This window comes from Rhodoferax sp. (genome assembly GCF_028688795.1).
Taxonomy (GTDB): Bacteria; Pseudomonadota; Gammaproteobacteria; order Burkholderiales; family Burkholderiaceae_C; genus Rhodoferax.
Genome location: NZ_JAQTXM010000009.1, coordinates 18,462 through 31,415, shown reverse-complemented (window position 1 = coordinate 31,415; position 12,954 = coordinate 18,462). Strand labels below are relative to the sequence as shown.

Below are 12,954 nucleotides of genomic sequence, written 5' to 3'. Positions count from 1 at the left end.
CGGACGCTATTTGTGCCCGCCGCCACTTGAAAAGCCGCCAAACGAGCCGCCTGAACTGCGCGAGCTGTAGGACGAGCTGCAGTTCTCTTTGGCGGGGTCACAGGCCGAGCAGCGGCTGATGATCAACGAGAGCAACAGCAGCAGCAAAAAGATGATGATCAGGGTACGCACGCTCATCGCCGCATTGGCGCTGGTGGCGCCGACATCGCTGCGCGCCAACATCTCTTTCTTATTTTCCAACTTGAAGGCTTTGGCCACCTTGTCGCTGTCTATCTTGCTGCCCACCGACCAAGTCACCTCATCGGGCGACTGCTCCAGATTCAGCAGATTGGCCCCATTGACAAAGTCGCGGTTGCTGGTTTTTTGCCCGCGCGACACGCGCCAGTAAAACTCGCCCAGCGCATAACTGGTCTCGGCCTGGTAGCTTTCCTTGAGCGCGTAACGCGTGCCAAGGTAGGTGGTACTGCGGCCGTTATCGCTCAGCGCAGGGGCCCCGGTGCAGGGCTTCACCACGCTCCAGCCCTCGCTCGAATCCACCAGAAAAATGAAGCCGCGCTTTTGGTTGTACAGCAGGTACTCTTCCCAGCCAAAGTGCTCGTCGGGGTCGCTCGGGTCGACGCCCATGCGGTGCTGAAAACCAACCACCTGCCAGGACGCGCCCTGCAACTCGCCGGTGCTGCCCAGAGCAATCAGCGGGCGCACTGGCTCGTCCTGAAGGGCGTGCTTGAGCTCGCCGCCCATGCCACCCGACACATCAATCAGGCTGTTGCACGAACCACAAGTGATGCTCTGGCTGTTGTCCAGATGCACCGCGACAGTAGCCCCGCAGTTGGGACAGTTGAACTGCCGGCCTTTCTCATCCTTGACCGATTCGCCACGCAAACCGGTCAGCTGGAGGTCTTCCAGAAGCACCGACTGCCCCACGGCGCAGGTGGGCACCTCGGTGCTGTAGTCGATGCTGAGCACACGCTCGGAGGATGCGATTGCGGCGCCCTCAGACCTACCGCCGATGAGTTTGGAGCCAATCAAACTGCCCGAATTGGCATCGCTGCTAGAGCCCTGGCTGCGCAGCTCCACCATGGCAAACGGCTGGCCCAAGTCGGGCAAATGCGGCAACTCCCCCTGCGCAGCCAACAGCATCACCTGCTGATTAGAGGCAACGGCAAACGGCTGACCGCTGAGGGTGGTGCTGGCCCCGACCCTGAATGCAACAGCCTCGGGCAGATTGGGCGGCGTGGCCTGCGGCATGGCGAACACATACGCGCCGTTGTCTTCGCTCAGGTACGCGCTGCTGCCGTCTGTGAACACCGCGTACCACTCGGTCCAAGTGCCCTCAGCGTATTTGTATTGCAGCCGCCCGACCAAGGTAAAGGCTTGCCCCTGCCAGATACCGCTGCTCTGCAGTTGCAGCGGGCTGTGGTCGTCAAACAGCTCAGCCATTTTGCCGATGCGCTTGAGTGTTTCACCGTCTCGCACCACCGTGCTTTGGCAATAGCCGCAGATGGCGTGGGTGGACTGGGCGCTGGTGAAGTTGACCGGTGCGCCGCAACCCGGGCAAGGTGCTTGGTAGACCCGTTGCTGTGGGTCAGTTGCCATGTTGCATTGCTTTTTGCTGACCTGCTAGAAACGCAAAACTAAACCAGCTTCTTCAACAACTCAGCCTTCTTCGCGTCAAACTCCTCCTGTGTCAATATCCCTTTTCCCTTGAGCTCACCCAGCTTCTCAAGCGTAGCCATCACATCCTCAGCCTTCATGCCTGCCGCCTGAGCGGGCACTGCCACAGCTGGCGCCGCCTGCAAGCCAGATGCCAGGTTCTGTGCCAACACCTGCCCCAGCGCCACACCAGCCCCCAGCCCCATCGCATCCCCGGCAATGCCACTGCCGCCGCCACCCCCGCCTTCAGCGAATTTCGGAATGGCCTGCGCCGTCTGGTACTGCATGAATTTGGCCATATCGTTGCCGACCATGCCCATGCCAATCTTTTGGTCCATGATCTTTTGCAACTCTTCGGGCAGCGAGACGTTTTGCACCGTCATGCCCTCGAGCTTCAAGCCAATTTTTTCAAACTCAGGCGCCAGCTGTGTCGTCAAGGCCTGCGCAAACATCAGCTGATTGGCAGCCAAATCCAGAAACGCAATGCCGCTGCTGGCCACAGCGTTGCTGATGTTTTGCAGCACCAGACCACGCAGTTGGCCATCCAGATCAAGCGTTTCATAACGCTCGCGCGTACCCGAGATTTCGGTGTGAAACAACGCAGGCGAGGCCACCCGAAAGCTGTAATTACCAAAGGCGCGCAGGCGCACCGCGCCAAAGTCCTTGTCGCGAATGGTGATGGGCTGCGGTGTGCCCCACTTTTGGTCAACTTGTTGGCGCGTGCTGAAAAAGTACACGTCGCTTTTGAAGGGCGACTCAAACAGCTTGTCCCAGTTTTTCAGGTAGGTCAGCACCGGCAGGGTTTGCGTGGTGAGCTTGTGGGTGCCGGGGCCAAACACGTCGGCGGCCTTGCCCTCGTTGACAAACAGCGCCATTTGGCTTTCGCGCACCACCAGTTGCGCGCCATTCTGGATTTCCATGTCCGCCATCGGAAAACGCCACGCGAGCGTGCCATCCGAATCTTCGGTCCACTGGATGATGTCAATGAATTGTTTGCGGATGAAGTCCATCAATGCCATAGCGCGCTCCAATCAGTAGGTGGTGATGGAATGATAGCGGGTGCCACACCGGTCATGCCAAGCCCGGTGGGACTGGTGTTTTCCTCAATAGCCGAACCCCTGCAGACTCGCTAAGCTGCAGTAATGAGCAATTTTCAAGACGAAGTACCCCCGCCACTCTACGTGCCGCCGCCCTCAGAGGCACCGCCCAAGGAAGTCATCTCCCTGACTTGGTCAGCACCACCGCGTTGGTTGGGCCTGGGCTGGCGCGACCTCACTGCCAACCCGGGCGTGAGCCTGTTTTATGGGCTGGCGTTTTGGGGCATGGCCGTGTTGTTGGGTGTTGTGTTTCGCACCCAAACCGAATACACCATGATGATGGCCTCGGGCTGCCTGCTACTGGGGCCGTTTTTGGCCATGGGCTTGTATGAGGTGAGCCGCCGCCGCGAGTTAGGTTTGCCCGCCGACTTTGCCAGATCCATGACCTGCTGGCGCTCGCACCTGCGCAGCATGGGCTTGCTGGTGGGGGTGTTGATTGTGCTGGAGCTACTGTGGGGCCGGGCGTCGCTGGTGGTCATCGCGGTGTTTTTCAACGCTGGCCTGCCGTCTTCCATCGGTGCTGCGCAAGCCGTTTTCAACCCGGACAACTGGGAATTTGTGCTGGTTTACACCCTGGTGGGCGGTGCCTTTGCGGCTCTGGTGTTTGCCATCAGCGTGGTGTCGATCCCGATGATTCTGGACCACGACACCGACGCCATCACCGCCGCCATTGGCAGCATTGAGGTGGTGGTGACCCACCCCGGTGTCATGCTGCTGTGGGGGGCATTGATCACCGCTTTGGTCACTGTGGCTTTGCTACTACCCTGGGCTGTGGGGCTGCTGCTGATGGGGCCGCTGCTGGGTCACGCCACCTGGCACGCCTACCGGGGGTCAGTGCGCTGGCTTTAGAGTGCTCGGGCGCTAAGCAGCGTTGTGTTAATTTAAATTAGACAGACCCTCACTTTCAATTGGTCGGCTTTGAGTTTTAATTGGGTATGCCTTGCCCCGCTGCAAATTTCACCGCATGACCATGACCTCAAGCGCCAGACAAACCCGCCCCATCACCGCTATGCTGCTGGCCGCAGGCCGTGGCGAGCGCATGCGCCCGCTGACCGACACCTGCCCAAAGCCCCTGCTGCAAGTGCAAGGTAAGCATCTGATGCAATGGCATTTAGAGGCTTTGCTGCGCGGTGGCTGCCCGCAGGTGGTGGTCAACACCGCCTGGCTCGGCACCCAGATTGCACAGACATTTAATGATGTTTTCAGCCTCAAGCCCCTGTCTAGATTGCGTGAACAGCTATTGAATGCAGAGCATCCATCAGACCTGACCATTGTTTACTCACACGAAGGTCAAGACTTTGGCGGCGCGCTGGAAACGGCCGGCGGCATTGTGCGGGCCTTGCCGGAATTAGCCGAGGTGTTCTGGGTGCTGGCGGGTGACGTGTTCACGCCGGGCTTTGAATTTGCCCAAACATCGGTTGACCGTTTTGTCGCCAGCGGCATGCTGGCCCACCTGTGGCTGGTGCCCAACCCGGCGCACAACCCGGGCGGCGACTTTGGCCTGCAGCCCGGGGCAGATGGCCTGATGCTGGCGCTGAATCTGCCCAAAGACGATCCGCGACCTCGCTACACCTACTCCACCATTGGCCTGTACCGGCGTGCCCTGTTCGAGGCGCCTTGGTGCGACATTGGCGCAGGCAACCCGCAAGGCATCAAGGCCCCATTGGCCCCGCTGCTGCGCCGCGCCATGGACAATCAACAGGTGTCAGCCGAGTTGTACGCGGGGCCATGGACTGATGTCGGCACGCCACAAAGACTGGCTGAACTCAACGCCTGACCCCATTCACCAGCAACAAGACACGCCATGAACCCATCATCCCTCTACCAGCAGCGTCGCGCCCAACTGGCCAAAGCCATTGGCCCCAACGGCGTGGCCATCATCCCCACCGCGCCAGAGCAGCAGCGCAACCGCGACAGCGATTTTCCTTACCGGCCAGACAGCTACTTCTACTACCTGAGCGGCTTCACCGAACCCAAAGCCTGGCTGGTGGTGCAGGGTGACGGCAGCAGCACGCTGTTTTGCCAACCCAAGGACACCGAGCGCGAAATCTGGGACGGCTACCGGCTCGGGCCTGACGCGGCCCTGGATGCACTGGCGGTAGACGCCGCCTATTCGGTCACCGAGCTGGATGCCAAGTTGCCCGCCTTGCTGGACGGCCGCGACGCCGTCTGGTACCCGTTTGCCACCCACAAAGGACTAGAAACCCGTGTCGACGGCTGGCTTGGCCACTTGCGCGCCCGTGTGCGCTACGGCGCATTGACACCGCAAACGCAGCGCGACCTGTGCGGCGTGCTCGATGAGATGCGGCTGGTCAAAGACGCCTCTGAACAAGCCACCATGCGCCGCGCGGGCCAGATCAGCGCCGCAGCCCACATTCGCGCCATGCAGCGGTCAGCCCACATGCTGCGCGATGGCAAAGAGGTGCGTGAATTCCACCTGGAAGCCGAGCTGCTGCACGAATTCCGCGTGAACGGCTCGCAGTTTCCCGCCTATGGCTCGATCGTGGCCGCTGGCGCCAACGCTTGCGTGCTGCATTACCGCGCCGACCGTGGCCTGGTGCGCGACGGCGAGCTGGTGCTGATTGACGCCGCCTGTGAGCTAGACGGTTATGCCAGCGATATCACCCGCACCTTCCCCGCCAACGGCATTTTTACTGGCCCGCAGCGCACCTTGTATGAGCTGGTGCTGGCCAGCCAAGAGGCCGCCATCACCGCCACCAAAGCCGGCGCACGCTTCACCGACCCGCACGATGCGGCCGTGAAAGTGCTGGCGCAAGGCATGCTGGATGTGGGTTTGCTTGACGCCAACAAGGTCGGTAGCCTGGACGACGTGATCGAAAAACGCGCCTATTTCCCGTTTTACATGCACCGCACCGGCCACTGGATTGGCATGGACGTGCACGACTGCGGCGACTACACCGAGCCGTCAGAGCTGGGCCAGGTCAGCACGCGCAAGGATGCGCTCACGGGTGAACTCATCAAAGACCGCCCGGCACGCATCCTTCGCGCCGGCATGGCGCTCACCATCGAGCCCGGCATTTACGTGCGCCCGGGTGACGGCGTGCCAGAACACTTTCACAACATTGGCATTCGCATCGAAGACGATGCCATCGTCACTGCGACGGGCTGCGAGCTGCTTACCCGTGACGTGCCGGTGAGCGTGGACGAGATCGAAGCGCTGATGCGCGCCTGAAGCCAGCCCACCCGAGAACACTGTCCATGCCGCTCAGCAACAACACGGACGCCACCGCGCGCGACACCGAAGGCAAAAATGGCGTGCAGTCGCTCGAAATTGGCATGACGATTTTGCGTGCCATCAGCAGCGGTCACCGCTCGATGATGCTGAAGGACATCGCCGCGGCGGCCGACATGCCGGCCAGCAAAGTACACCGCTACATCGTCAGCCTGGTGCGCTCCGGCCTGGTCGAGCAAGACCCGATGACCTCGCGTTATGACCTCGGGCCATTTGCGCTGAGCTTGGGGCTGGTGGCGGTAGACCGGCTGGACCGCGTCAAGCTGGGCCTGCAAGCCATTGCCGACCTGCGCGATGAGATCAACCAGACCACAGCGCTGGCGGTGTGGAGCGACAACGGCCCGGTCATCATCCGCTCGTTGCGGCCCTACCGCCCGATCACCGTCAACGTGGTCACCGGCAGTGCATTGCAACTGCTGACCTCGGCCAGCGGCCGGGTGTTTGCCGCTTATTTGCCGCGCAATACCACCGAGGCGCTGATTGGCCGCGAGCGCGCCACCCTGTCCTTACCGGCTGAGTTGCAAACCTCTGCAGGCATCGAAGCCATGCTGGAACAGGTGCGCCGCGACGGCGTGTCCACCGTCAACGACTACCACCTGGTGCCAGGCGTGGCCGCCGCCGGAGCGCCGGTGTTCAATTTCAAACACGAGCTCACCCTGTCAGTGCTGGCCATTGGCGTCAAAAGCATGATCGACCTGACCCCCGACGGCAAAGTGGTGACCGCCCTGAAACGCTGCGCCGAAAACCTGTCTTTGCGACTGGGGCATACATTGCAAGACAAATAGGGCTCTGGCCCTTATTTATAAAGCGCAAGTAGCTATATTAAATATAGCAATTGCAATACCAAAACGGGCTTGCGAACATAGTGCGGCAATCCATGCGGCCAGGCATCTTCTGCTCTTTTGCGAATTCGCAATTTTTTATCCGCAATAAAGTTGACAGTCCAACTCTTGGATCGATCAACAACGCGCACTGGGAAGACCCAGGCGACAGGGAGCAGAACATGAACAATCAGAAGCGCCATTCCCCCATTTTTGTTGGGCTCGCCGCTTGGCTGCTGGCCTTCATCGTGACCGGATGCGGCGGCGGCGGCGGCACCGCGGCCTCCACCGCCAATTTGGCCCCTGCTGCGACGGGCACGGTGTTGCCCGGCGCCGCGCCGTCAGGGCCCAGCGGTAGCCCAACCGTCCTGACGTCAAGCCCAACCAGTGCCGCGACCAATGTGGCCATCAGCACGGTGACACCTGACAACTCGTTGGCACCCAGAAGCGTCAGCGCCACCTTCAGTGAGCCGATGAACCCGGCCACCCTCGTGTCACCTGCCACCACGTTTACCGTCAAGGAAACCGTCAGCGGCACACCCGTGTCCGGCAGCGCCAGCATGGACAGCAGCAACACGGTAGCCACCTTCACACCCACGGCGCCGCTGGCCGCCAACACGCAATTTACCGCCACCATCACCACAGCGGCAACCGACGCCACAGGCACGCACCTTGCCAGCAGTGTCGGCTGGAGCTTTACCACGGGATCACAGATCGGACAGTCCCCCATCGACCTGAAAACAGCCGCCAGCTTTGTCGTGCTGGGGGGAACATCGATCGACAACATCAGCACGGCGCTCAACCCGACACGCGTCAACGGCCATTTGGGCATGGCCCCTCCCGGCATGACCACCAATGTGAGTGGTTTTGTCGACTCTGTACCCGCTGGCACAGGCATCATTTCGACCGGTGGCATTCAAATTGGCGCCACTGTCGCGCAGGCCAAATCCGACTTGATTGATGCACTCGCCAAAGCAAATGCGCGCACCCTCAATCCGGTCATTGTGGGTAGCAGCGAGCTGTCGCTGTTCACGCCCAAGGGTGGACGCCCCGGGATTTATCCCCCTGGCCTGTACACATCAGGTGTCACGCTCAACCTCAATGACGGCAACATGACGCTCGATGCCCAAGGCGACCCGGATGCCGTCTGGGTGTTCAAGGCCGGCACACAGCTCACGGTCAATAAAACGCGTCAAGTCTTGCTGGTCAATGGGGCCAAAGCCCGCAACGTGTTCTGGAGTCTGGGCAGCTCGGCGCTGATCATGGATCAGGTCAACTTCAAGGGCAACATCCTGACGGGCAGTTCAGTCACGATTGGAACCGCGCCAGGCAACGGCACCACGTTAGAAGGGCGCGCCCTGTCAACCTCCGGCCTTCAATTGAACTACGCCACCATCAACGCGCCAGCGCCTTGACCCGGGGGAGTTCAGCGCAGAGGTACTGGCGCTGCGCGGCAAACCTAACTTGGCGACAGGTCAGACATTTAAATAAAAATAAGGCTGTAAACCTTATAAATAAATCGCTAGCAGCTATATTTAGTATAGTAAATTCGCCTCAATTGCTGAAGTAAAAGCGCCTAACCGTGCCGATTAGAGCAAGCGCATGTCCATGTCCATGTCCATGTCCATCTCCAGCGCCTCCATCTCTCCCAGCGTGATGTTCTTGAAATCCGGGTGCAGGGGGTTGATCAAAAAGTTGAATTCCGCTGGCACCACCGCACTGGGCACGGCCAGCATACAACTGCGTAACTGCACAAGCCATTCAGCACCGAAGGCCTGCAAGGCGTCACGGCCAGATTGTGCGAGCCAGTCTTGCGGCATGGCTTTGGCTTCCAGAGTTTCCAGGCTGACGTCACTGTAGAGGTGCGCCGGTATCAACACATAGTGGGCCCGCAAGGGCTCGTCTTGCACCAGCATCTCCAGCAGCGCCAAAGACCGACCCTCAGCGCTGAAGATCACAGACTGGCCAACCCGATTTCAGCGCCCGCAATACAGTCTGGCAGTTTTTTCAGAAAAGGCTTGATCAGCAAAACGGAACCAACCTTGGGTCACGACTGAGTGTCGGATATCTTTACAAAAGAGCGTCACTCCCAAAGAAAATTTAACCCAAAAAGATGCTAACCACATGATTTTTATCAACATTTAAATTAATTCTTTGTGGTGGTTTGTTTTTTGCTTATGTGTATTTCTTAAATTACGAAAACATTAACATGAAAAAATCTCTACTTGCCTTGATTTTGGTTTCTGCTTTCAGTGCGTCAAATGCCGCGACTGTTCACACGACATCCGCTTCGTTTCTGAGTGCCCTGAACCCTGGTTACTACACAGAAAACTTCAACACGACGATCGGTGGGGGTACGCCAGCGTCTGGCACGGTATTCAGCAGTGGGGCATTCAGTTACAACATGACCGCATCTGTCTCAACTCTGTACTCAGGTAGCAATTTGTTCGGCGTGTTCAACAATACCAGCTCTCTAACCATCAATTTTCTAGGTGGCAATGTGAATGCAGTTGGCGCCAATTTCTTTGAGACTAACGTATCCGATGTTTTCCTTAACAGCTCGGTTAGCATTTCCCTGAGCGACGGCACGGCATTAACCTTCACGCCAACTTCAGTCTCCGATTACCGCGGCTTCATTGCTGATTCGGGCGTTTTTCTCACCAGCCTGACGATGGCCGCTGGTGGCACAGGCCAATGGGAGTCTCTTGACAACCTTACTGTCGGCAATGTTGCCCGCAACGACGTTCCTGAGCCCGCATCCATCGCATCGCATTGCTTGGTCTCGGGCTCGTAGGACTCGTTGCTGCGCGTCGTCGCAAGACATCTTGAGCAAACATTGCTCTCATAGACCCGCCTTCGTGTTTGCCGATAACTCGATGTGCTGTTGAGCTAGCCTCGTAAAGACATTTACAAATCCCTCACTCGTTTAAAGCGAGTGAGGGATTTTTTTCATCTGCCTCGTCGTCTTGGAGATAGCACTGTCGATAAAGCCCCCGGGTCAAGTCCGCGATGCCAGCACCTTGCCACCATCCGCCGCCTTCTCCCGCCGCACCCAGCGTTTGACTTTACCCAGCCAGTGCTCAAAGTCGTCCATCACGGTGAACACCGACGGGATCACCAGCAGGCTCAGCACGGTCGATGTCATCAGCCCGCCAATCACCGCCACCGCCATCGGGCTTCTGAAGCTGCTGTCGGCCGCACCCCAGCCCACCGCCAGCGGCACCATGCCGGCGCCCATGGCCAGCGTGGTCATGACAATCGGGCGGGCGCGTTTGTGGCATGCGTCCAGTAGCGCGTCAAAACGGCTCATGCCCGCCACGGCTGGCTGACCGTCACTGCCGTCATGACCACGCCGCGCCACGATGGCGTATTCCACCAGCAGAATGGAATTTTTGGTGGCAATGCCCATCAGCATGATCAGCCCAATCAGCGACGGCATCGAAAAACTCTTGCCTGTGAGCAGCAGCATGACAAAGGCGCCACCGAGTGACAGCGGCAGCGCGGTCAGGATGGTGAATGGGTGCAAAAAGTCTTTAAACAACAGCACCAGCACGATGTAAATACACAGCACACCCGTCAGCATGGCCAGGCCAAAGCTGGCAAACAGTTCGCCCATGATTTCAGCGTCGCCCAGGGTGAGCTGCTTGACGCCAGCGGGCAGGTTTTGCAAGCTGGGCAGCTTGGCCACCGCTGCCGTCACGTCGCCCAGCGGTGCGCCGGACAGCTCGACCTCAAAGTTGATGTTGCGTGAGCGGTTCAGGCGGTCAATCACCGCCGGGCCACCGGTCATCTCCAGCGTGGCGACTTGGCTGAGCATCACCGGGCCTTTGAGCCCGGGCACAGTCAGGCGGCCCAGCAAGCTCAGGTCTTGCCGCGCCTGACTGTCAAGTTTGACCACGATCGGCACCTGGCGCTGGCTCAGGTTGAGCTTGGGCAGCGCTGTGTCGTAGTCACCCACGGTGGCAATGCGCAGGGTTTCGCCGATGGCGCTGCTGGTCACGCCCAGGTCGGCGGCGCGGGCAAAGTCGGGCCGCACCGCAATCTCGGAGCGAATCAGGCTGGCACTCGACGTGATGCTGCCCAAGCCGGGAATGGTGCGCAGGTCTTTTTCGACCGCTGCCGCCGCGGTGGCCAGCGCCTGCGGGTCTTCGCCAGTGAGCACCAGCTGGTATTTTTCGCCACTGCCGCCCAAGCCAACCTTGCTGCGCACCCCGGGCAACTCGGCCATGGCATCGCGAATGGCGTTCTCAATGCCTTGTTTGCGTGGGCGCTTGCCGCGTTCGGTCAGCAGCACGGTGAGCGTGGCCTTGCGCACTTCGGCCGTGCCGGCAGGGGCAAATGGGTCAGAGCCAGCGGCACCACCGCCAATGGTGGTGTAGATACTTTTGACATGATCCAGCTTGGCCAACAACTGACGCGCGGCCTCACTCGAGGCACGGGTCTGGCTCAGTGTGGCGCCGGGCGGCAGCTCCAGATACACCTGGGTTTGCGAGTTGTCATCGGGCGGAATGAAGCCTTTGGGCAACAGCGGAATCAACGCAATCGAGCCAATAAAGAACGCACCGGCCAGCCCCAGCGTGATCCAGCGGTGGTTCAGTGCCCAGCGACTGGCGCGCAGGTAGGCGGGCATCCAGAACGGGTCTTGGTGCGGGTGCTTGCTGGGCTTCATGATGTAAGCCGCCATCATGGGCGTGAGCAAGCGCGCCACCACCAATGAGGCAAACACCGCCAGCGCAGCAGTCCAGCCAAACTGCTTGAAGAACTTGCCTGGAATGCCGGCCATGAAGGCGGTGGGCAAAAACACCGCAATCAGCGTGAAGGTGGTGGCCACCACGGCCAGACCGATTTCATTGGTGGCTTCCATGGCGGCCTGGTACGGCGTTTTGCCCATTTGCAGATGGCGCTCGATGTTTTCCACCTCCACAATCGCGTCGTCCACCAGCACGCCAATCACCAGCGATAGCGCCAGCAAGGTGACGGTGTTGATGGAGAAACCCAGATAAGCCATGCCGATAAAAGCCGGAATGACCGACAGCGGCAAAGCCACGGCCGACACAAAGGTGGCGCGCACATTGCGCAAAAACAGCCAGACCACAATCACCGCCAGAATCGCGCCCTCAAACAGCATGACCATCGAGGCATCAAACTCTTCGGCCACCGGGGCCACAAAGTCAAAGGCCTGGGTGAGTTCGATGTCCGGGTGCTGGGCCTTGAGTTCATCCAGCGCCGCCTGCACCGCCGCACCCACCTCGACCTCGCTGGCGCCTTTGCTGCGGGTGATCTCAAAACCAACCACTGGCACACCATTGAGCAGCGCCAGGGCGCGCGGTTCGGCCACGGTGTCGCGCACCGTGGCGACCTGATCCAGCCGCACACGCTGACCGCTGCTCAGGGCGAATTCAATGCGGGCGAGTTCTTCCACGGTTTTCACCGTGGCCAGGGTGCGCATGGGCTGCTCGCTGCCGCCCAAGTCGGCGCGGCCACCGGCACTCTCGGTTTGCACCTGACGCAATTGGCGTGACACGTCTGCAGCGGTCGCGCCCAAGGCTTGCAATTTCAGTGGATCCAGCGCCACTTCGACCTGGCGGCTGACACCGCCCACACGCACCACGGAGCCCACGCCTTTGACGCCCAGCAGGCGACGCGCCACCGTGTTGTCGACAAACCAGCTCAGGGCCTCGTCGTCCATTTGTGGTGAGCGAATGGTGATCGCCAAAATCGGGGCGCCCGACAGGTTGACCTTGCTCACCACCGGGTCGCGCACGTCGCTGGGCAGCTCGCTGCGCACGCCTTGCACGGCGCTGCGCACATCGTCCACAGCTTCTTGTGTTGACTTTTCCAGGCGGAACTCGGCGGTCACGGTCACGCCGCCGTCTTGTACCTTGGTGTAGATGTTTTTCAGGCCTTGCAGCGGGGCAATGGCGTTTTCAAGCTTGCGGGCTACTTCGGTTTCAAGCTGGGCCGGGGCCGCGCCGGGCAGGCTGGCGGCCACGGTCACGGTGGGCAGTTCCAGGTCGGGGAACTGCTGCACCTTCATGGCATTGAAGGACAGCATGCCGGCAAAGCTCAGCATCACAAAGAGCATCACCGCAGGGATCGGGTTTTTGATGGACCAGGCAGACAGGTTCAT

At 60.0% G+C, this 12,954-nt stretch carries 9 protein-coding genes and 1 pseudogene; 6 read left to right on the top strand and 4 right to left on the bottom strand.

Annotated features, from left to right (window positions below):
* Nucleotides 1–6 precede the first annotated feature (6 nt).
* Nucleotides 7–1,596 (bottom strand): DUF4178 domain-containing protein, encoded by a 1,590-nt coding sequence (locus PHQ58_RS08565; RefSeq protein WP_300109836.1) that lies wholly within the window; start codon nt 1,594–1,596, stop codon nt 7–9.
* Nucleotides 1,597–1,634: 38 nt separating this feature from the next.
* Complete coding sequence (locus PHQ58_RS08560) at nt 1,635–2,672, bottom strand: SPFH domain-containing protein (protein ID WP_300109833.1); 1,038 nt, start codon at nt 2,670–2,672, stop codon at nt 1,635–1,637.
* A 123-nt stretch (nt 2,673–2,795) separates the two neighbouring features.
* Between PHQ58_RS08560 and PHQ58_RS08555 the strand changes: the two genes are divergently transcribed.
* The 5 genes from PHQ58_RS08555 to PHQ58_RS08535 all read left to right on the top strand — a co-directional run bounded on the left by PHQ58_RS08555 (nt 2,796) and on the right by PHQ58_RS08535 (nt 8,239).
* Nucleotides 2,796–3,599 carry a DUF2189 domain-containing protein gene (locus PHQ58_RS08555; protein WP_300109830.1) on the top strand — a complete coding sequence of 268 codons (804 nt, stop codon included), beginning with the start codon at nt 2,796–2,798 and terminating at the stop codon, nt 3,597–3,599.
* Nucleotides 3,600–3,714: 115 nt separating this feature from the next.
* Nucleotides 3,715–4,527: a nucleotidyltransferase family protein gene (locus PHQ58_RS08550; RefSeq protein ID WP_300109827.1), complete on the top strand. Its 813-nt coding sequence runs from the start codon at nt 3,715–3,717 to the stop codon at nt 4,525–4,527.
* A gap of 27 nt (nt 4,528–4,554) precedes the next feature.
* A complete protein-coding gene (locus PHQ58_RS08545; RefSeq protein ID WP_300109824.1) occupies nt 4,555–5,943 on the top strand; it encodes an aminopeptidase P N-terminal domain-containing protein in 1,389 nt (462 codons plus the stop codon).
* A 26-nt stretch (nt 5,944–5,969) separates the two neighbouring features.
* Nucleotides 5,970–6,788 (top strand): IclR family transcriptional regulator, encoded by an 819-nt coding sequence (locus tag PHQ58_RS08540; protein WP_300109821.1) that lies wholly within the window; start codon nt 5,970–5,972, stop codon nt 6,786–6,788.
* Nucleotides 6,789–7,006: 218 nt separating this feature from the next.
* Complete coding sequence (locus PHQ58_RS08535) at nt 7,007–8,239, top strand: ice-binding family protein (protein ID WP_300109818.1); 1,233 nt, start codon at nt 7,007–7,009, stop codon at nt 8,237–8,239.
* A gap of 174 nt (nt 8,240–8,413) precedes the next feature.
* Here the strand turns inward: PHQ58_RS08535 and PHQ58_RS08530 are convergent.
* Nucleotides 8,414–8,788: pseudogene (locus PHQ58_RS08530) on the bottom strand (RES family NAD+ phosphorylase); the annotation flags it as partial.
* A gap of 245 nt (nt 8,789–9,033) precedes the next feature.
* On the opposite strand from PHQ58_RS08530, the gene PHQ58_RS08525 reads away from it, so the two are divergent.
* The gene (locus PHQ58_RS08525) at nt 9,034–9,618 is read left to right on the top strand and encodes a hypothetical protein (protein ID WP_300109815.1); all 585 of its coding nucleotides are present in this window, start codon (nt 9,034–9,036) and stop codon (nt 9,616–9,618) included.
* Nucleotides 9,619–9,822: 204 nt separating this feature from the next.
* On the opposite strand, the gene PHQ58_RS08520 is transcribed toward PHQ58_RS08525, so the two are convergent.
* Nucleotides 9,823–12,954 (bottom strand): efflux RND transporter permease subunit, encoded by a 3,132-nt coding sequence (locus tag PHQ58_RS08520; protein WP_300109812.1) that lies wholly within the window; start codon nt 12,952–12,954, stop codon nt 9,823–9,825.